The following is a 19428-nucleotide window of genomic DNA, read 5'->3' as shown; positions in this document are numbered from 1 at the left end:
GAAACCTCAAGCGAAGCAGAAGGCATCGGCCTTCCCGGCACAAGGATGAACAGCTCATGAGCACTTTCACCACCCGCGACGGCACCGAAATTTACTACAAGGATTGGGGGTCTGGGCAGCCTGTCGTGTTCAGCCACGGTTGGCCGCTGAATGCGGATAGCTGGGAATCGCAGATGTTGTTTCTGGCGTCCAAAGGTTATCGAGTGATTGCACACGACCGCCGTGGGCATGGCCGTTCCAGTCAGCCGTGGACAGGCAACGACATGGATACTTACGCCGAAGATCTGGGGGAGTTGATTGCACGGCTTGATCTGCAGCGCGTGGTGCTGATCGGCTTTTCTACGGGGGGCGGTGAAGTGGCGCGCTACATTGGTCGTCATGGCACGGCCCGGGTGGCCAAAGCGGCGCTGATTTCGTCTGTACCGCCCTTGATGCTGAAGACTGAAGCCAACCCCAAAGGCTTGCCGATTGAAGTGTTTGACGGTATTCGTCAGGCCTCTCTGGCCGACCGTTCGCAGTTGTACCTGGACTTGGCCAGCGGCCCGTTTTTTGGCTTCAACAAGCCAGGCGCCAAAGCTTCGCAGGGCATGATCGACTGGTTCTGGATGCAGGGCATGACCAGCGGCCACAAAAACGCCTACGACTGCATCAAGGCGTTTTCCGAAACCGACTTCACCGAAGACCTGAAAAAATTCGACGTTCCGACGCTGGTTGTACACGGCGATGCCGACCAAGTGGTGCCCATCGAGGCGGCCGGGATTGCGTCGGCCGCGTTGATCAAAGGGTCGACCCTCAAGATTTACCCCGGCGCACCACACGGTTTGACCGACACCCACAAGGACCAGTTAAACGCCGATCTGCTGGCGTTTCTCAAGGCTTGAGACTCAATTTTCGCTAAAACGGTGTAGCCGCTGACGAGGCACGAGGCTGCGCTCGAGTGCGAAGCGCTCGCAAAACCTGTGAAGGCGGTCAATTTTTAGCGCCGCGTTATCGGGTTTTACGACGACTTCGTCGCCGATCGCAGCCTTCGTTCCTCGACAGCGGCTACAGAGCGTGTTCAGAGTGATGGAGCCTTGCGCAATGGCTGAAACCAACGAGATGGAGGTCGTGACCCTGGTGATAAAACATCGGGTCAAGGCCGGTTTTGAGGCCGCTTACAAAACCTGGCTGCGGCATATCGTCAGCATCGCCGGGCAATGGGAAGGCCACTTGGGTGTGGATGTGGTACCCGGCAAGCAGTCCGGCCTCGATACCTACACCTGCATCCTGCGTTTCTGCTCCACCGACGCCATGCAGCGTTGGCTCGACTCCCCCCAGCGTCGTGAGTTGGTCAATGAAGCCCTGCCAATGCTGGCGGACGGCGACCAGACCGAAGTGAATCCGGCCAACGAGTTCTGGTTTACGCCGCCGGACGAAACCCGATCTCCACCTCCTCGCTACAAGCAAGCAGCGCTGACGCTGTTGGTGATCTTCCCGCACACCTTGCTGGTGCCGATGATCTGGAAGCCCTTACTGGCCTTTAGCCCGGTGCTGTCCAACTACGTAGTCGCCACCTTTGTTATTACGCTGACCATCGTGTTGTCGGTGGTTTATCTGTTTATGCCGATGGCGACGCGTGTGTTCGCGCCTTGGCTGACGTCATCCACTGAGCCCAAGGAAACGAGATGAGTGCCGATCTGATTTTGTTCAATGGTCAATTTCACACCGTTGACCGCGAAAACCCGCGTGCCAGCGCCGTGGCCATCAGCGATGGCCGTTTTGTTGCGGTGGGCACCGATGCGCAGGCCATGGCCCTTCGCGGCGCAGTCACACAGCTGATCGACCTCAACGGCCGCTGTGTTATTCCCGGCCTCAATGACTCGCACCTGCACCTGATCCGGGGCGGCTTGAATTACAACCTTGAACTGCGCTGGGAGGGCGTGCCGTCGCTGGCCGATGCCCTTCGCCTGCTAAAAGAGCAGGCGGATCGCACCCCGACTCCGCAATGGGTTCGCGTGGTCGGCGGCTGGAATGAATTCCAGTTCGCCGAAAAACGCCTGCCGACGCTTGAAGAGCTCAACCAGGCGGCACCGGATACCCCCGTGTTTGTTCTGCACCTGTATGACCGTGCTTTGCTCAACCGGGCCGCGCTGCGGGTGGCGGGTTACACCCGTGATACGCCTAACCCGCCGGGTGGCGAGATCGTACGTGATGCCAATGGCAACCCGACTGGCATGCTGGTGGCGCGGCCCAACGCGATGATTCTGTATGCGACGCTGGCCAAGGGACCGAAGCTGCCGCTGGAGTATCAGGTCAACTCGACCCGCCAATTTATGCGCGAACTCAACCGTCTCGGTCTCACCAGTGCGATTGATGCCGGGGGCGGCTTTCAGAATTACCCCGATGATTACCAGGTCATCGAGCAGTTGGCCAAGGATCAACAGCTGACAATACGTATCGCCTACAACTTGTTCACGCAAAAGCCTAAAGAAGAGTTGAGTGACTTCAAGAACTGGACGAGCAGCGTGACTCTGCATCAAGGCGATGATTACCTGCGGCATAACGGGGCCGGAGAAATGCTGGTGTTCTCAGCCGCAGACTTTGAAGACTTCCTTGAACCGCGCCCGGATTTGCCGCAGAGCATGGAAGACGAGCTGGAGCCGGTGGTGCGCCATTTGGTCGAGCAGCGCTGGCCATTCCGCTTGCACGCCACCTACAACGAATCCATCAGCCGCATGCTCGACGTGTTCGAGAAGGTCAACCGCGATATTCCGTTCAATGGCCTGCCGTGGTTCTTCGATCACGCCGAAACCATCACCCCGCATAACATTGAGCGGGTGAGGGCGCTGGGCGGGGGCATTGCGATCCAGGACCGCATGGCCTTTCAGGGTGAATATTTCGTCGAGCGGTACGGTGCCAAAGCAGCTGAAGCTACGCCGCCGATCAAGCGGATGCTGGCCGAAGGCGTGCCAGTGGGTGCGGGCACTGATGCGACGCGGGTGTCCAGCTATAACCCGTGGACATCCCTGTACTGGATGGTCAGCGGCCGCACCGTAGGCGGTCTTGAGCTGCATGACGAAGGCTTGCCCCGGCTCACCGCACTGGAACTGTTTACCCACGGCAGCGCCTGGTTCTCGTCTGAGCAGGGCAAAAAAGGCCAGATCAAAGTCGGCCAATTGGCGGATCTCGCCGCCTTGAGCGCGGACTTTTTCAGTGTCGAGGAAGAAGCCATCAAGTGGATCGAATCCGTACTCACCATAGTCGGCGGTAAAGTGGTGTATGCCGCTGACGATTTTGAAACACTCGGCCCGGCCAGCGTGCCGGTGCTGCCGGACTGGTCGCCGGTGGTCAAGGTGCCCGCTCACTGGCGGCCCCATTCGCCATTGCACACGCAGGCCCACCAGTGCAGCGGGCCGTGCGGCGTGCATGCCCATCGTCACGAAACCGCTCGTTTATCCAACGCTCCGGTTAGCGACTTCGCCGGCTTCTGGGGCGCCTTTGGTTGCTCGTGCTTCGCATTTTGATGCAGTGCTTTAACACCCATCCCTCAAGGAGTTTTATATGAGCAATGTTCCGTACAAACGCCTCAATAAAGATGACGCCGTGGTGTTGCTGGTGGATCACCAGACGGGTTTGATTTCGCTGGTGCAGGATTTTTCGCCCAATGAATTCAAAAACAACGTGCTGGCGCTGGGTGACGTGGCCAAGTTTTTCAAACTGCCGACCATCCTCACCACCAGTTTTGAAAGCGGCCCCAACGGCCCGATGGTGCCCGAGCTCAAAGAGCAGTTCCCTGACGCGCCCTACATTCCACGGCCCGGTCAGATCAATGCTTGGGACAACGAAGATTTCGTTAATGCGATCAAGGCCACGGGCCGCAAACAACTGATCATTGCAGGCGTTGTGACCGACGTGTGCGTGACATTCCCGACCTTGTCGGCACTGGCCGAAGGGTATGACGTGTTTGTGGTGACCGATGCCTCGGGCACCTTTAACACGGCCGTTCAGCAAGCGGCATGGGCACGCATGACGGCGGCGGGCGCGCAATTGATGAACTGGTTCTCGGTGGCATGCGAGCTGCAAGGGGACTGGCGCAACGACATGGAAGGCTTGGCCAACTTGCTGTCCCAGCGTATTCCCAACTACCGCAACCTGATCAACAGTTACACCGTACTCACGTCCAAGTAAGCCGGCTGGGGGGTTAACGCCCCCTGATCCCGGGTATTGATAGCCCCGCGCGCACTAACCTAAATCCAGAATGTCGCCGGTAAAACAGCCCGTTATAGTTTCAGCGTTAAGCAGCGGGTCTTTCAGCGAGGAGAACCTGAACATCTCTTTGCGGGGTTCAGGCAGCATCGCCAGTTGTTCGGTGCGGTGGTTTTCAGTGTGAGCCAGCCAGCGTTCCACGCACTCATTGAGGTGCTCGGGCTGCTCGGCAAAGTGCCCGTATACATCAGCGCCGGTCACCGGTTTAAGGCTCAAGGGGTACAAGCGTTTGACGGTGTGGGTGATGTTTTCGACTTCTTTTATCAGCCGCAAATTCATGTCTTTGTGCGCCTCCCGGTATTTGTCCGGGCGATTTTGTGAGTCTTTAAAAGCGGCGCGCAAGTCGCGCTGGATCTGCTCAAGCCCACGGGATACGAAGGTGTATTCAACTCTGGTTACCAGCGGGTTTTGGGTTTCCAGAGCCTCCATGTAGCGCTTCAATGCGGCCCAGCAGCGCGGGATGTAACTGTCGACCATAAAGTGCTGAGCCATGTCGAATAGCTGGCGCAAAAAAGTGCCGCGCTCGGGCAACCCGTCTTTGTAGCCTACGGCCACACTACACACCGCGTGCTGGACGGCGGTATCGCACAGCGGTTGCCACATGATGTGCGAGACCGTGCCCTGACCAAAATCCACCGGCATAAAGTGACGCAAAGTGCCGTGATGCTGATAGGGCTCACCGGTCAGATTGGCCAACCCTGCGGCGAACAATGAAAGGCCGGCAGGCGCATTGGCAAAGGCCAAAACCGCGCCGGAGCCATAAACGGCACTTTTGGTGTTCATCCAGGTGGCCGGAACGCTGGGGATCGGGTCGTTATGGTTGACCATGCGGTGATGAACAAGAGATGCAGCGGCGTTGATAAAAGTGGCATCGGCCGCACGGGGGGCGCCGTAGGTGTAGAGCAGGACGTCGTACTGTTCAGGCCGGTTTCGCAGCATTTGCGCGAGCAACAGGGCAATGGCACCGCCAAGGCTGTGGCCGCAGATCATGATTTTTTGGCCGGTGTGAAACATGCGTAGGTAATCAAGTGCCCATGTACTCACTACTTTCGCTGCTTCGTAAAACCCGCGATGCACCTTGCCTTCTCCTTCTTCGAAGGGCACTTGAAGTGCATCGGCATCGCGCAAGAAGTCCGGCCCGGCACTGGTGCCCCGCACAGCAATCAGGATGATGCTGTGGTTATGGGTTACGAAGGCTTGGGTGTCCGTGCCTGTGTTCCCGCGTAAGGTATCGTCCAAGAAATGGATGTTGGCGGGATTTTCTTGAGCCGAGCCCAATAATGGATTGTTGGAGGGGTATAGGGCCGGGTCGAAAGGCACGATCTCCAGTCGCTCGGAGTAAGGCACCTCTTCATAGAATGGGTAGTAGGGTTGGGTTTGCTCCGGGTTGACTTGCCAGTTCTCCATGAAGGCAGCCAGCTTGTCCCCAAACCAGTTACCCACGCTCGGTTCATGCTTAAAGCTGACGCGGGGTGTGGTCACGGGTTGCTCGTCAGGTTCCTGGCCGAAGGGGCAATAACTCAAGGTGGCCATCAGGGCCAGTTGATACAGATTAAGCGCGCAAAATTCAGGCGTTGTGGAAAGCAGGGGGCGCAAGGCCCGTAAGGGCCGCACTTCAAGCACCGTCAGGCGCTGCGGCGCGATACAGACACCTTGGGTGCCAAACCTGCCCATGAGCCGACGATCCGCCACGTTCAACGGGAAGTGACACTGCACCTTGGGCGGCAGGTGGGACACATGCTTGACCAGTTGACGAACCTCGACCTGGCAGTATTCATCTGTACCACTGATGGATAAAGGTTTTACATGGGTGCGTGAACCGTCTTTTTTAAAGTAACGAGTCTGCTCAGCTCTGACTTGTAGCTCGGTGATTTGAAGAGGGTAGTGCTTTCTTTCGATTAGGTCTTGATAGTTCTTTATTGTGCCGTGGTAAGCCGTGTTGAAGGTAAGTGAAATGGCGCCAGCACAATGATTTTTGATTTCGCCTATGCCGTTAGCATTTAAAAATCCCTTGTATTTGAGGTTCTCGGAATCTGTAACTTCGTAAGCCAGTCCCGCGTAAGGCTCACCTGAACCAAATTCATCGACTAGTTGAAAGCTGGTTGTCTTTCCCATGGCTGGGCAGGCTAGCACGCGATCCTTTAGATTGATGTTTTTCAGTCTTTCTTGAATATCCACAGATTAATCCTTTTTTTCAGTGCAGCCTGGGTAAATAGTGCACTTTTTGCCGTCAGGCATTATGTATCCGCTAAAGTCCTTGTGGTTGTTGTTGCAGTAAGCACTCTGGTCTTCATACCCTTCACCCATGCAGCGTTTCCAACCATTGGGTACTTTTACCCAAGTGTTCCCCATGTAAGGTTCTTCTTCATGATCCAAGGTGATCTTTATTCGCACTGTCTTGCCGGGTAGTTGATTTAGTGTGTAGGGAGCCCACGGGTTGTATAACGTTAATTTGCCATTGGCATCGGCATCTTTGCACATGAGGAGTTTTCTAAGTACGCGGGTTTTACCTATGGTGCGGAAATACCATTTGCAGCGCCCATAAAAAGCACTGACGCCTTCGGGGGTAAATTCTTTCTTGAATTCGGTGGGTATAACTTCACGGGCCACAACTATTGCATTGTCGCCACTATAATCATCACGGTCTTCACCGTAGATGCCGTAAATTTTCAATCTGAAACTACTAATCACCAGCGGGCAGCCACTGACCGTGCGGTAAAGCGCAATAGTCGACTCATTTTTGTAATCCTTGCGCCAGTGCCGGTTATATTCGACCCATGTATTTTTATTTCCCGGTACGGTGCAAGTTTCACCCTTGGCGGGTACATAGACTGCATCCGCATGATAATAAAAGTTGGGCGGTAAATCAGCCGTAAAGGTGAATGTCTCGGACTTGCCTGTCGAACACCCTGTCAGTATTCCCATGCAGGCCATGATGCTGAGTAGTTTTAATAGGCGGTGATTCAAGGCGTGACTCATGCTGTTCATTCAGTACACCCCGGATAAATAGTGCACTGTGTGCCGTCAGGCATTATGTATCCGCTGAAGTCCTTGTAGTTGTTGTTGCAGTAAGCTCTTTGGTCTTCATATCCTTCGCCCATGCAGCGTTTCCAACCATTGGGTACTTTTACCCAAGTGTTCCCCATGTAAGGTTCTTCTTCATGATCCAAAGTGATCTTTATTCGCACTGTCTTGCCGGGTAGTTGATTTAGTGCGTAGGGAGCCCAAGGGTTGTATAATGTTAATTTGCCATTGGTATCGGCATCTTTGCACATGAGAAGTTTTCTAAGTACACGCGTTTTACCTATGGTGCGGAAATACCATTTGCAGCGTCCATAAAAGATACTGACGCCTGCGGGGGTAAATTCTTTCTCAAATTCGGTGGGTATAACTTCACGGGCCACAACTATTGCATTGTCGCCACTATAATCATCACGGTCTTCACCGTAGATGCCGTAAATTTTCAGTCTGATACTACTAATCACCAGCGGGCAGCCACTGACTGTGCGGTATAACGCAATAGTCGACTCATTTTTGTAATCTTTGCGCCAGTGCCGGTTGTATCCCACGCGCGTATTTTTACCTCCCGGTACGCTGCAGGTTTCGCCTTTGGCAGGTACATAGACAGCAGAAGCCCGATAATAAAAATTCGGCGGTAAATCAGCCGTAAAAGTGAAGGTCTCAGACTTGTCTGATGTGCAACTTGCCAATAATGCGGCGCTGGTCAATACAGCCAGCACGTTGAGTGTCCGGTTCATGACCGCCCCTTGATAGTCAAAACATTCGCCAAGTGGCTGACGCGTGCAAAGTGCGTTGCAGGGTCTTCGTCGTCACGCGGGTACCACGTGCGAGGCAGTTCAAAATCGGGGCTGTCGAGGCTGCGCGTAAACAAAAACTCCAGCTTTTGCTGATCCCGCCAACCCCATCTGAAGGCCTGATTGCGTTTGCTTTTCAGCCACGCAAAGGGCATTTGACGGGCTGCCAGCTGTCGATACTGATCGTAGTGTTTATCCAGCACATGCCGGTGGGCATTGAGCGCGTGTATGGAATCAAGCTTGTCGAGATTGGGCGGTATGTTGAGCCAATCAAGGGTCTCGCTCAGCGGGTGTTCGCCTGGGGTGGGGTTGTCGGTGATTACCCAGTGCTCGTCCTGCCAACGGCACACGCTGATGGCAGGGCCAAGGTAGGCGCCCTGCTGCTCGGGCGAAAGGTGCGCCAGTGCCCGGTTGAGTACGCGGTTGTCTTCAAAGCGGTACAGCACTTGATGGGGCGCAGCCCCTGCCAGGCAGCGTGCTCGCCAATGCTGCGCCAGCGCGGGGAGGTCGCCCGAGGCAATACTGGCCAACCAGCCCCAGTTGCCTTCGGGGGTATTGAACAATTGGGTCAACTGCTCACGGTCGCTGCTGTTGAGCACGATGATAAAGGGCCCGGCACTGGCCAGTCGGGACACAAGGGTCTGGCTGTAGACGCTGCAATAAGTGTCCGGCGGGCGGCCGTTGAGTAAGGTGTGGGAGGTGAGGCTTTCGCTGTTTTGATTGAGGATCAAACAGACGTCACGCACGTGGCGACGCTGCATCTCCAGCCATTGGTCTGGCGGCAGGGTAGTCATCGTGGATCTCCTAGGGGTAAGCACATGCCGTCTGCACAGGCCTCGCAGACCGGGCAAAAGTCACTGTCAAAAAGCTGTGCGATTTGCATCAATGCCTGCTGGTAAGGCGCTGGCTGTACCGGCAGATCGTGGTGCGCAGGCAGCCTTTCGGTTTGCCCGGGGAGCAAGGGCAGGGCAGGCATGCCCGGCACTGAGGCGCCACCCACCTGAATCGCGCTGCTGCAGTGAATGCCGGCTGCGCTGATCACCAAGTGTTGCCCGCCTGCCATCAAGGTGATGTCTGCCCCGGCATCCAGCACCACGCGGGCGCCCGCTTTGAGGTGGACCTGTTGCCCGGCCTCGACCGTGAATGTTTGGCCCAGCGCGATGTGGCTGCTGGCGTCCACGTGCAGGTAATCGTTGGCTTTGAGGTGGGTTTTGCGGTCATGGCTGACGGTGTGTTGCTCGTCGCCCTTGAGTACCGTCACGCTGCTGCCTTTGACCGTGGCCTGGTAAACACCATCGACTTGCAGGCTGCTGTCATTTTTGACGTGCTGCTCCATGTTGCGCTGGGCGCGCACGTGGATCAGTTCCTGGCCTTTGCGGTCTTCGATGCGCAGTTCGTTGTAGCCGCTGCCATCGGGCGTGCTGCGGCTGCGCAAGAGGCTTTGGGTTTTGTTGGCGGGCAAATCCAGCGGGACAGGGTTGATGCTATTTGGGAGGCAGCCCGCAAGAAGCGGAAAATCAGGGTCACCATTTATAAAATTGATCAGCACTTCCATGCCCACTCGGGGGATGGTGATGGCGCCATAGGTATCACCTGCCCAACTGGAGGCGACGCGCACCCAGCAACTGCTTTGGTCGGACTCTATGTCGCTGCGGTCCCAATGCAGTTTTATGCGCACCCGGCCAAACGCATCGCAATGGATTTCTTCGCCCTCAGGCCCGGTGACGCGGGCGGTTTGGCTGCTGGATATGCGCGGCTTGTCGTAGATTTCTTGCGAGCGATAGGTGACGTCTGCCGGGATGGCCTCAAAGGTGTTGCGGTAGCCCTGGATAAATTCGCCAGGCCCGAACGGTTGCTGGCTGTGGCCGTGCTCTTCGAGCACTTGCGGTTGTTTGCCTTCATGGTGAACCTGGGTCAACAACCAGCGGCAATTCCACGCTGCACAGTGATGCTGGCTCAAAGGCATGAAATAACCGCTGCGCAATTGTGACTGGTCACTCTCGCCACTGACTTGGCAATAGCCGCTTTGATGACGTTCAAGCGCTCGGTCGCTTAAGCGCTCGCCTTGCCCCTGCTCGGTGAAGCCTCCCGGGTAGCTGTAGTGTTCGAGGGTGCGTTCGTCGGTCCGCGTACGGCTGTTGGCCTGCAATGTACGGCTGGCTTTTTTGAAGTCGTAGTCACGGCGGACGGTGCGGTTGGGCTGTGATTGCACGCCCCATTCAAAATGGCTGACTGAAGGCTCATCGGCCACCATGCCCTTACCCGGCACGTAAGGTGTGGGGTGCGTCAGGGGCGTGAACGCCTGCTGCTTGTCGCCGAAAATTAACAGGTGATGGTCGGGCGAATGCTGGAAGTAGTAATGAAAGCCCTCTTCGAAACACAGACGCTGAATAAAGCGCAGATCGGACTCCCCATACTGCACGCAATATTCGCGCTCGCTGTAGGGGGAAAACGCCTTGAAGGCGTAGACGTCGCTCAGGATGCCGTGCTCTTGCAGCACGGTTTCGATAATGCGCTGCACGGTCAGGTGCTGGAATATCCGGTGGTTGGTGCGAAGGGCCAGCTCGGCCAGGCGCGGTTCCAGGCTGAGGCGATAGTGCGACATGCGTTGATCGGAGCGGGTGATGCGCACACTGGACACTTGGCCGTGGATACCGTTGCCGTTCTGGTCAAAGGCCAGGAAGGCAGGCCGGTGCAGTAGCAATTCAAGGTTCAGTTCAAGGCGCTCACTCACCAACTCAAGGGTGAAGGAGAAGGGCGTGCTGATGCCCTCGTCGCCCGTGAATGACAACACCCTGAAAGGATGTGAACACCCATGAATGGACAGGCTGAAACGGTGTTGGCCATGTGAGGAGGGCATGCAGGCTCATCCCTGGAATGTAGGGATAAACGCTAACTCAAAGGCCATAACCTTCGTTGTAAGAAGATTCTGAAGTTTTTAAAAAAAACTCGTGCGGATTCAGTTCGCGCTCTAAATGCTGCAAAACCGAGGCTGTACCAGCCCCCGTCTCATGCCAACTGATGCGGGCTTTCGCACGCTTCAGCGTGTCTGTAACCAGCTTAGGAAACCGCCTTTTTTTATCGGGGGCGGGGCAGCCATTAAAGCCGAGCGGCTACTTTGCTCGCGCACGGCCTTTAAGGTGTTCAAGGCGCGACCCACGTCTGCCCGTTGCGCGATGCATTCACGGGTCAGGGACTTGTCAATCCGGTATATGAGGGTGGAGGTGAAGGTTGCCTGTGACGGTGCGTCGGCGAGCACACTCTCTTCGCCCATGATCTCTCCCGGCCCCATGCGCCCGGCTTCAACGGGCCCGGTTGCCCCGGCCACGCTGACGCTGATAACGCCCGTGGCGATGACCATCAGACTGTCCGGCACTTCGTCCACGGTCAGCACCACCTGCCCGGCGGCGTAGGTTTGGGCAACCATGGAGCGTGCAATCTGGTTGCGTTCGTCTTCACTGAGCGAACGAAAAATTTTCACTTCGTCAAGCAACGCACGGGCACGACTCGCAGGTTCGATCACGCCGTCGAGCTGACGCGAAATACCGGCGGCCTCCAGATGGCGGTGGGCGAGGTCGAAGAGTTGATTGCGCACCTCACTTTTGTGCGTCAAATCAGCGATAAACCCACTGATGACGTATTCGGACAGGTTCTCGCCCGCGTCTTTGAGCACTGCTTTTGGCGCCGGGTTCAGCAACAAACGGCTGCTGCCTTGCAGCGTACGCTCCAGCGCATCCAGTACCCGGCGCGGACGAATGTGGTTGGGCACCTGCAAGCTGATCGATACCCCGTGCAGGTTGATCGGCCGGCTCAGGTTGACAATTTTGGCCTTGGCCGCCACCGAATTCGGCACCACGGCCGTGCTGCCGGCGCTGGTCAGCAGGTGAGTGGCGCGCCAGTCGATGTCCAGTACCTTGCCTTCAACCCCGTCGATCACAACCCAGTCGTCGACTTGATACGGTTTGGTGGTGTTGAGCACGATCCCGGAAAACACGTCGCTCAAGGTGCTCTGCAAGGCCAGACCGATAACAATGGCCATCACGCCTGAAGTGGCCAGCAAGCCCTTTACCGGGAGTTCCAGCAGGTAAGCGGCGGCGGCCACGATGGCCGCCAGAAACACCAGCGCGCCGATGACATCCTGCAACAAGCGCCCGCTGTGGCCGATGCGGCGCATCAGCACCAGACCGATCACTTCAGTGAGCACCCGCGCTGCATACAGCCACCACAGAATGCCTAATGCCGTGGCGCCCAATTGCATCACGGGGTCATCTGTAAACAATGGTGCCTGCAACGGGCTGACCCCAGCGTTGATAATGACTGCGCTGAACAGCATAAACAGTGCCAGTCGCACGCCGACCCGCAGAACCCGCTGCTTGAACGGCTGAGCGTGCCAAAGCAGGGTGTCGATCAACAGCAACAGGGCGCCCAGGGACAGCGGGTGAGCGAGGAGAAAGGACATGGGCAAACTCCATGGACGAGCGAGGCAGGCGTGATTGGGAGACCATGAACACAGACTAGTCGGGTGTTGCCTACGTAAAAAGCCGCTATAAAGGGTTTAACTGTCTACCAGGTTGAGACAATGAACCCCTTTGAAGATATGCGTATATTTTGTCAGGTCGTTGACTCGGGCAGTTTTACGGCTGCCGCTGACCAATTGGACCTGTCCAAACAATTTGTCAGCCGCCGGGTGATGCAACTGGAGGAGCGACTGGGGGTGCGGTTGCTCAATCGCTCGACCCGACGGCTGGATGTCACGCCTTTAGGGCAGACGTATTACGACTCGGCCATGCGCCTGCTCAATGACGTGGAGCAGATGGAGCAGGGGATTGCCGGGCAAACCAGTGACCCGCGCGGCACCCTGCGCCTGAGTGCACCGTTATCCTTTGCGATGGCCCATTTGGGCTGTCTGCTGCCGTTGTTTTTACAGCGTTACAGCCAAGTTGCCGTTGAAGTGGACCTGAGCGATCGACCGGTTGACTTGCTCAGCGAGGGCTACGACTTGGCACTGCGCATTGGCGTACTTGAAGACTCCACACTGATTGCCCGGCGCATCGCCCTCATTGACCGTGTGTACTGTGCCAGCCCGGCTTATCTGGCCGAGCGCGGAACACCGCGTGTACCTGCAGACGTGCACAGCCATGATTGCCTGCCTTATGGTCATGGCCGCCAAGTACCGTGGCGGTTTGAAGAGGCCGGCAAGCCATTGACCATTCACGTCAGCGGGCGCATGCGGGTCAATAATGGTGAACTGCTGAGGGACGCGGCCATTGCGGGCTTGGGTTTGACCTATCTGCCGACGTTTATTGTGGGCGCGGCCCTTGAGGATGGGCGACTGGTGCGGGTGCTGGACGATTTTCGCAGTGCGCCACTGGCCCTGTCGGCGGTGTATCCGCAGCACCGCCAGCGCTCCCTGGCGGTTCAGGCCTTGATTGAGTTTCTGCGTGAAAGCCTTGATCAGACGCAAGAATCTTTATAGGCATAGGTGCGCAACTATGTTGTGTGGCCGCTGACGAGGTACGAGGCGGCGATTGGGCGCGTAGCGTCCATATAACCTGAGCGCTCAATGTACCTGACACCCCAGCGTGTCAGGCCCACGACAGCTTCGCTGCCGATCGCAGCCTCGTACCTCGTCAGCGGCTACACGGCATGGGCGGTTGCAGTCCCATGTTGCAGGCAAAGAAAGGCGACTATGGTTACTGCATGGATGTTCGCCGTAAACCACACGAGGTGACGACATGCCCCACAACGCCCGTCCCGCCGTTCTCGAATTGATCGGCAATACGCCCATGGTGCGCGTCAGCCGATTCGATACCGGCCTGTGCACGCTTTTTCTCAAACTCGAATCACAGAACCCTGGAGGTTCAATCAAGGACCGTATCGGTTTGGCCATGATCGACGCCGCCGAGCGCGACGGGCGCTTGCTGCCGGGCGGCACCATCGTTGAGGCGACTGCCGGCAACACCGGCCTTGGGCTGGCGTTGGTGGGGCGGGCCAAGGGCTATCGGGTGGTGCTGGTGGTGCCAGACAAGATGTCCACTGAAAAGGTCTTGCACCTCAAGGCCATGGGGGCCGAAGTGCACATCACTCGTTCCGATGTGGGCAAAGGCCATCCCGAGTATTACCAGGACGTGGCCGCAAGGTTGGCAGGTGAAATCCCCGATGCCTTTTTCGCTGACCAGTTCAATAACCCGGCCAACCCCCTGGCTCATGAGTGCAGCACTGCACCGGAGATCTGGGCGCAGACTCAACATGACCTTGATGCGATTGTCGTCGGTGTCGGATCGGCCGGCACCTTGACCGGCCTGACCCGTTTCTTCAAACGCGTGCAGCCCGATCTTGAAATGGTACTGGCCGATCCAGTGGGCTCGGTGATGGCTGAATACAGCCGCAGCGGGACGATTGGAAAGGCAGGATCATGGGCCGTTGAAGGCATCGGCGAAGACTTTATTCCTTCGATTGCCGATTTGAGCAGCGTGCGACATGCCTACTCGATCAGCGACGAAGAAAGCTTCGATCACGCCCGTCAGTTGCTGCGCGCCGAAGGTATCCCGGGCGGCTCCTCAACGGGCACCTTGCTGGCCGCTGCACTGCGATATTGCCGTGAGCAAACCGTGCCCAAACGGGTCGTCAGTTTTGTCTGTGATACGGGCACCCGCTACTTGTCCAAGGTCTATAACGACCAATGGATGAAAGATCAGGGGCTGCTCCAATACAAACATTACGATGACCTGCGCGACCTGATTGCCCGGCGTTTTGAAGATGGGCGGGTGATCAGTGTCGGCCCGGATGACACCTTGCTGACCGCGTTTCAGCGCATGCGTCTGGCGGATGTATCGCAATTGCCGGTGCTGGAAGAGGGCAAGCGTCTGATCGGCGTGATCGACGAATCCGACATTCTGCTGGGCATGCAAGAAGACCCTTCACACTTCAGCGCGTCGGTCGCCAGCGCCATGTCCCGCACCTTACAGACCTTGCCGCCGAGCGCCAGTCTGGCTGAGCTTCAAGCTGAGCTCGACCGCGGCCTGGTGGCCATCATCGCCGACGCCTCGGGTTTTCACGGCCTGATAACCCGCGTTGACCTCCTTAATCACTTGCGCAGATCCCTTGTATGAGCCTTGACGATAAAACCGCCGCGCCCCGCGCGTTTGCCACCCGCGTAATTCACGCAGGGCAGGTGCCAGACCCTTCAACCGGCGCGCTGATGCCGCCGATCTACGCCAACTCCACCTACTTGCAGCAAAGTCCCGGCGTCCACAAAGGGCTGGATTACGGGCGCTCGCATAATCCGACGCGCTTCGCGCTGGAGCGGTGTGTTGCCGACCTTGAAGCGGGTACTCAGGCGTTCGCCTTTGCCTCCGGTCTGGCGGCCATTTCAACGGTGCTTGAGTTGCTGGACGCCGGTTCACATGTCGTCTGCGGCAATGACCTGTATGGGGGCACATTTCGCCTGTTCGACAAAGTTCGCCAGCGCAGCGCCGGGCATCGCTTCAGTTTTGTCGACATGACTGACCTTGCGACCTTCGAAGCCTCATTGTGCGATGACACGCGGATGGTCTGGGTCGAGACACCGAGCAATCCCCTGTTGACCCTCACGGATCTGGCCGCTGTCGCAGGCATTTGCCGAGCGCGCGGCATTTTGTGCGTGGCCGACAACACCTTTGCAAGTCCCTGGGTACAGCGCCCGCTGGAGCTGGGTGTGGATATTGTGGTGCACTCCACCACCAAGTATTTGAATGGTCATTCCGATGTCATCGGCGGCATTGCAATTGTCGGGTCAAACCCGGAGCTGGCCGAGCGCTTAGGCTTCCTGCAAAACTCCGTTGGGGCCATCGCCGGGCCCTTTGATGCCTTTCTGACCTTGCGTGGGGTGAAAACCCTGGCCTTGCGCATGGAGCGTCATTGCAGCAACGCGCTGGCGCTGGCGCAATGGCTGCAAAATCAGCCGCAGGTTGCACGCGTGCATTACCCGGGCCTGAGTTCCCACCCGCAACACGCATTGGCATGCCGGCAGATGCACGGTTTTGGCGGAATGATCAGCGTTGAGCTGAATACTGATCTGGCGGGTGCCAAGCGCTTTCTTGAAAGCGTGAGTATCTTTGCTTTGGCGGAAAGTCTGGGGGGCGTTGAAAGCCTGATCGAGCATCCGGCGATCATGACCCATGCCAGCATTCCGGCTCAAACACGTGCACAACTGGGGATCGGTGACGGGCTGGTGCGCTTGTCGGTGGGTGTTGAGGCGGTGGAGGATTTACGCGCGGACTTGGCCCAAGCGTTGTCCAGAATCTAGCGTCGGCCCAAGACCTGCGCCTGCCCAATGAGCAGGCGCAGGTCTTGATTCGGTCAGACGATGGCGGGGAAGTCGGCCATCGAGTCCGGCCACGGGCTCAACACTTCAAAGCCATCATCGGTCACGGCGACCATATGTTCCCACTGGGCCGACAAGGATAAATCCTTGGTGACTACCGTCCATTGATCGGCCAGGGTTTTGACATGGCGTTTGCCTGCATTGAGCATCGGCTCAATGGTGAAAATCATCCCGGCCTTGAGCTTCATGCCCTGGCCCGGGTAGCCGTAATGCAATACTTGAGGCTCGTCGTGGTAGACCTTGCCGATGCCGTGTCCGCAGTACTCGCGCACCACACTGAAGCCTTCTTTCTCAGCCAGGGTCTGGATGGCATGGCCAATGTCGCCCAGTGTGGCGCCGGGGCGCACAACCCGAATACCGGCACACATGGCCTCGTAGGTGGTCTTCACCAGATGCCGCGCCTCGGGGGAGGGTTCGCCGACGAAGTACATGCGGCTGGTGTCGCCGTACCAGCCGTCCTTGACCACTGCGATATCGATATTGACGATGTCGCCGTCCTTGAGCGGTATGTCTGAAGGAATGCCGTGACACACCACCTCATTGACTGAGGTGCAGACCGTTTTCGGGAAGCCGTGATAGCCCACGTTACCGGGAATGGCCTTTTGTACATTGACGATGTAGTCGTGGCAGATTTTGTCCAGCTGGTTAGTGGTCACGCCCGCCTTGACGTGTTCGCCGATCATGGCCAACACATCGGCGGCCAGTTTTCCCGCCACTTTGGACTGGGCAATCTGTGCCGGGCTATTGATAACGACGTTGGCCTTCATGAGTGCGCTCCAGTGGTCACAGGTGTGTCTTGCAAGGCTGCATTCAGATCAAGGCCGCCCGACTGCTCGGCACGCACCAGCAAGCGGCAGATTTGGTGGTGATCCAGATTGGGGTGCAGCTCGGTGAGCATGCCGATGCGCATCCAGTGTTCAGCTTGCGCATTGATGGAGCGGCTCAGCGCGTTACTGGCGACCCGCAGGTTTTCATGCATTTGTTCGGAGATTTTGACGATGCCCATCAGGCTGTCCATATGAAATGTATATGGAACGTATATTAGGCGAGGGTTGGGCGCTGCCGCAACCCTCAACTGGTCAAGCAGGGGTAATGTGCCCCGTACTGGACCTTGTGGTGCTTAACGCCACAAATTGACTTTGGCCAAATCAATCAGCTCGCGCGCACGGCCATCCATCACGGTTTTGAGCATAAACAGACTGAAGCCTTTGGCCTGTTCAAAGGTTTTGCTCGGCGGCATCACCAACTCCTGTCGGGCACTCACGACATCCACCAGCACCGGGCCGTCATGGCTGAAAGCCTCACGCAACGCCCCTTCGAGTTCTGCGGGATGTTCGACCCGAATGCCCTTGACCCCCATCGCCTCAGCCATGGCTGCAAAATTGGGGTTTTTCAGATCACAGCCCACATCAGGAAAGCCCGCAGCTTTCATTTCCATCTCGACAAACCCCAGCGTGCCGTTATTGAGCACGATCACCTTGACCGGCAAGCCCACCTGACTGAGGGTCAGAAAATCACCCATCATCATGGTGAAACCACCATCCCCCGACATGGAAATTACCTGCCGGAACGGGAAGGCCGCCTGAGCACCAATCGCCTGCAACATCGCATTGGCCATTGAACCGTGGTTAAACGAGCCAACGAGTCGCCGTTTGCCATTCATCTTCAAATAGCGGGCAGCCCAAGCGGTGGGCGTGCCCACATCACAGGTGAAAATCGCATCTTCCGTGGCCAGTTCACTGACCAGGCGATTGAGGTATTGCGGGTGAATGATCGAGCTCTCAGGCCCGCTCTCGGCCAGCGCGTCGAGGTCTTGGCGGGCGACTTTGTAGTCGTCGAGTGCTTTATCCAGATGCTCGCGGTCAGGGTTTTGGTCGACCTTGGGCAACACCGCCTGCAATGTCAGCTTCACATCGCCGATCAGGCCCAATTCCAACGGGCAGCGGTTGCCCAGCGCTTCGGCGCGCAGATCGATTTGTGCGATATAACCGTGCTCCGGGTAAAACTGGCGATAGGGAAAATTAGTGCCGAGCATCAGCAGCGTGTCACAGCTCATCATTGCCTTGTAGCCCGAGGCGAAACCGATCAGCCCGGTCATGCCGACGTCGTAGGGGTTGTCGTACTCGACATGTTCCTTGCCGCGCAAGGCATGCACGATTGGCGCATTCAGGCGTTCGGCCAGTGCCAGAATTTCGGTGTGGGCACCTGCGCAACCCGCGCCGCAAAGCAGGGTGACCTTTTTGCCGTTATTGAGAAACGACGCTAATTGGTCGATATCACTCAGAGTGGGGCAAATCAGCGGTTGGGTAGGGGTTATCCAGTTAGGCACTTTGGCCTCGGTGGCTTGCAGCGCAACGTCTCCGGGAATCACCACCACTGCCACGCCGCGTTTAGCGATGGCCACGCGCATGGCGCGTTCAAGAATTTGCGGTAACTGCTCGGCATGGGATACCAGCTCGACGTAATGGCTGCACTCCTTGAACAGGCTTTCGGGGTGCGTGGCCTGAAAATAATCGATGCCGATTTCACTGCTGGGGATATGTGCGGCCAACGCCAGCACGGGCACACCGCTGCGGTGCGCGTCGAACAGACCATTAATCAAATGCAAGTTACCTGGCCCGCAACTGCCGGCACAGACTGCCAGTTCGCCAGTCAAATGCGCTTCGGCACCGGCGGCAAAGGCCGCTGACTCCTCGTTGCGCATATGAATCCATTCAATCTGCTGCTGACGGCGCAGTGAGTCGGTGAAGGCATTCAATGAATCGCCCACGACGCCAAACACACGCTTTACCCCTGCTTGCTGCAAGGTTTCGGTGATGAAATCGGCAACCGTTCTGCTCATGGGGGGAGGCTCCTTGAAGTGGGAAATCGGGTGGCTTGAGTCAGGTTAGAAACCGTTGCCAAGCAGGATAGACACTGCATGCGACCCCATAGGTTTTTAAAACGTTCGATGAAGATGTGTTCATGTCACACCTACCGTTCGTGGTGAAGGAGATCAGCGGA

At 57.2% G+C, this 19428-nt stretch carries 16 protein-coding genes; 7 read left to right on the top strand and 9 right to left on the bottom strand.

What is annotated here, in order from left to right; all coding sequences use genetic code 11:
• Positions 1 to 56 precede the first annotated feature (56 nt).
• The 4 genes from EQV93_RS10270 (at position 57) to ycaC (ending at position 4167) form a co-directional block, all read left to right on the top strand.
• Complete coding sequence (locus EQV93_RS10270; RefSeq protein WP_240891503.1) at positions 57 to 881, top strand: alpha/beta fold hydrolase; 825 nt, start codon at positions 57 to 59, stop codon at positions 879 to 881.
• Between the two features lie 199 nt (positions 882 to 1080).
• On the top strand, positions 1081 to 1668 hold the full coding sequence (locus EQV93_RS10265; RefSeq protein WP_240891502.1) for an antibiotic biosynthesis monooxygenase: 588 nt from the start codon (positions 1081 to 1083) through the stop codon (positions 1666 to 1668).
• Entirely contained in the window at positions 1665 to 3503 is a 1839-nt protein-coding gene (locus EQV93_RS10260; protein WP_240891501.1) for an amidohydrolase, read from the top strand. The genes EQV93_RS10265 and EQV93_RS10260 overlap by 4 nt, the downstream gene beginning before the upstream one ends.
• 37 nt (positions 3504 to 3540) lie before the next feature.
• Positions 3541 to 4167 (top strand): isochorismate family cysteine hydrolase YcaC, encoded by a 627-nt coding sequence (ycaC, locus tag EQV93_RS10255; RefSeq protein ID WP_122781983.1) that lies wholly within the window; start codon positions 3541 to 3543, stop codon positions 4165 to 4167.
• Between the two features lie 54 nt (positions 4168 to 4221).
• On the opposite strand, the gene EQV93_RS10250 is transcribed toward ycaC, so the two are convergent.
• The 6 genes from EQV93_RS10250 to EQV93_RS10225 form a co-directional block, all read right to left on the bottom strand.
• Positions 4222 to 6360, bottom strand: coding sequence for a lipase family protein (locus EQV93_RS10250; RefSeq protein WP_240891500.1), 2139 nt, complete (start codon positions 6358 to 6360; stop codon positions 4222 to 4224).
• 66 nt (positions 6361 to 6426) lie between these two features.
• Positions 6427 to 7233, bottom strand: coding sequence for a hypothetical protein (locus EQV93_RS10245; protein WP_240891499.1), 807 nt, complete (start codon positions 7231 to 7233; stop codon positions 6427 to 6429).
• Positions 7230 to 8003, bottom strand: coding sequence for a hypothetical protein (locus EQV93_RS10240; protein WP_240891498.1), 774 nt, complete (start codon positions 8001 to 8003; stop codon positions 7230 to 7232). Before EQV93_RS10240 ends, EQV93_RS10245 begins: the two co-directional genes overlap by 4 nt.
• Positions 8000 to 8854: a DUF4123 domain-containing protein gene (locus tag EQV93_RS10235; RefSeq protein WP_240891497.1), complete on the bottom strand. Its 855-nt coding sequence runs from the start codon at positions 8852 to 8854 to the stop codon at positions 8000 to 8002. The genes EQV93_RS10240 and EQV93_RS10235 overlap by 4 nt, the downstream gene beginning before the upstream one ends.
• Positions 8851 to 10920: a type VI secretion system tip protein TssI/VgrG gene (tssI, locus tag EQV93_RS10230; RefSeq protein WP_240891496.1), complete on the bottom strand. Its 2070-nt coding sequence runs from the start codon at positions 10918 to 10920 to the stop codon at positions 8851 to 8853. Before tssI ends, EQV93_RS10235 begins: the two co-directional genes overlap by 4 nt.
• A gap of 180 nt (positions 10921 to 11100) precedes the next feature.
• On the bottom strand, positions 11101 to 12519 hold the full coding sequence (locus EQV93_RS10225; protein ID WP_240891495.1) for a mechanosensitive ion channel family protein: 1419 nt from the start codon (positions 12517 to 12519) through the stop codon (positions 11101 to 11103).
• 120 nt (positions 12520 to 12639) lie between these two features.
• On the opposite strand from EQV93_RS10225, the gene EQV93_RS10220 reads away from it, so the two are divergent.
• From EQV93_RS10220 to EQV93_RS10210, 3 genes are all read left to right on the top strand, one after another.
• Positions 12640 to 13536, top strand: a complete 897-nt coding sequence (locus EQV93_RS10220) for a LysR family transcriptional regulator (protein WP_146383825.1) — start codon at positions 12640 to 12642, stop codon at positions 13534 to 13536.
• A gap of 259 nt (positions 13537 to 13795) precedes the next feature.
• Positions 13796 to 15172, top strand: coding sequence for a pyridoxal-phosphate dependent enzyme (locus EQV93_RS10215; RefSeq protein WP_122784440.1), 1377 nt, complete (start codon positions 13796 to 13798; stop codon positions 15170 to 15172).
• Positions 15169 to 16347, top strand: a complete 1179-nt coding sequence (locus EQV93_RS10210) for a trans-sulfuration enzyme family protein (RefSeq protein ID WP_240891494.1) — start codon at positions 15169 to 15171, stop codon at positions 16345 to 16347. The genes EQV93_RS10215 and EQV93_RS10210 overlap by 4 nt, the downstream gene beginning before the upstream one ends.
• Before the next feature lie 53 nt (positions 16348 to 16400).
• Here the strand turns inward: EQV93_RS10210 and map are convergent, their stop codons facing one another.
• The 3 genes from map to poxB all read right to left on the bottom strand — a co-directional run bounded on the left by map (position 16401) and on the right by poxB (position 19267).
• Positions 16401 to 17192: a type I methionyl aminopeptidase gene (gene map, locus EQV93_RS10205; RefSeq protein ID WP_240891493.1), complete on the bottom strand. Its 792-nt coding sequence runs from the start codon at positions 17190 to 17192 to the stop codon at positions 16401 to 16403.
• Complete coding sequence (locus tag EQV93_RS10200; protein ID WP_146383822.1) at positions 17189 to 17431, bottom strand: ParD-like family protein; 243 nt, start codon at positions 17429 to 17431, stop codon at positions 17189 to 17191. The genes map and EQV93_RS10200 overlap by 4 nt, the downstream gene beginning before the upstream one ends.
• Positions 17432 to 17545: 114 nt before the next feature.
• A complete protein-coding gene (gene poxB, locus EQV93_RS10195; RefSeq protein ID WP_240891492.1) occupies positions 17546 to 19267 on the bottom strand; it encodes a ubiquinone-dependent pyruvate dehydrogenase in 1722 nt (573 codons plus the stop codon).
• Positions 19268 to 19428 lie beyond the last annotated feature (161 nt).

This window comes from Pseudomonas sp. TMW22091 (assembly GCF_022496705.1).
In the GTDB taxonomy this organism is placed as follows: domain Bacteria; phylum Pseudomonadota; class Gammaproteobacteria; order Pseudomonadales; family Pseudomonadaceae; genus Aquipseudomonas; species Aquipseudomonas saxonica.
This window is presented reverse-complemented; position numbering and strand designations above follow the sequence as displayed.

Bases quoted from the DNA above. Each gene is read 5' to 3' on its own strand.
- EQV93_RS10270 (WP_240891503.1), top strand. From the start codon at position 57: ATGAGCACTTTCACCACCCGCGACGGCACCGAAATTTACTACAAGGAT.
- EQV93_RS10265 (WP_240891502.1), top strand. From the start codon at position 1,081: ATGGCTGAAACCAACGAGATGGAGGTCGTGACCCTGGTGATAAAACAT.
- EQV93_RS10260 (WP_240891501.1), top strand. From the start codon at position 1,665: ATGAGTGCCGATCTGATTTTGTTCAATGGTCAATTTCACACCGTTGAC.
- ycaC (WP_122781983.1), top strand. From the start codon at position 3,541: ATGAGCAATGTTCCGTACAAACGCCTCAATAAAGATGACGCCGTGGTG.
- EQV93_RS10250 (WP_240891500.1), bottom strand. From the start codon at position 6,360: ATGGGAAAGACAACCAGCTTTCAACTAGTCGATGAATTTGGTTCAGGT.
- EQV93_RS10245 (WP_240891499.1), bottom strand. From the start codon at position 7,233: ATGAACAGCATGAGTCACGCCTTGAATCACCGCCTATTAAAACTACTC.
- EQV93_RS10240 (WP_240891498.1), bottom strand. From the start codon at position 8,003: ATGAACCGGACACTCAACGTGCTGGCTGTATTGACCAGCGCCGCATTA.
- EQV93_RS10235 (WP_240891497.1), bottom strand. From the start codon at position 8,854: ATGACTACCCTGCCGCCAGACCAATGGCTGGAGATGCAGCGTCGCCAC.
- tssI (WP_240891496.1), bottom strand. From the start codon at position 10,920: ATGCCCTCCTCACATGGCCAACACCGTTTCAGCCTGTCCATTCATGGG.
- EQV93_RS10225 (WP_240891495.1), bottom strand. From the start codon at position 12,519: ATGTCCTTTCTCCTCGCTCACCCGCTGTCCCTGGGCGCCCTGTTGCTG.
- EQV93_RS10220 (WP_146383825.1), top strand. From the start codon at position 12,640: ATGAACCCCTTTGAAGATATGCGTATATTTTGTCAGGTCGTTGACTCG.
- EQV93_RS10215 (WP_122784440.1), top strand. From the start codon at position 13,796: ATGCCCCACAACGCCCGTCCCGCCGTTCTCGAATTGATCGGCAATACG.
- EQV93_RS10210 (WP_240891494.1), top strand. From the start codon at position 15,169: ATGAGCCTTGACGATAAAACCGCCGCGCCCCGCGCGTTTGCCACCCGC.
- map (WP_240891493.1), bottom strand. From the start codon at position 17,192: ATGAAGGCCAACGTCGTTATCAATAGCCCGGCACAGATTGCCCAGTCC.
- EQV93_RS10200 (WP_146383822.1), bottom strand. From the start codon at position 17,431: ATGGGCATCGTCAAAATCTCCGAACAAATGCATGAAAACCTGCGGGTC.
- poxB (WP_240891492.1), bottom strand. From the start codon at position 19,267: ATGAGCAGAACGGTTGCCGATTTCATCACCGAAACCTTGCAGCAAGCA.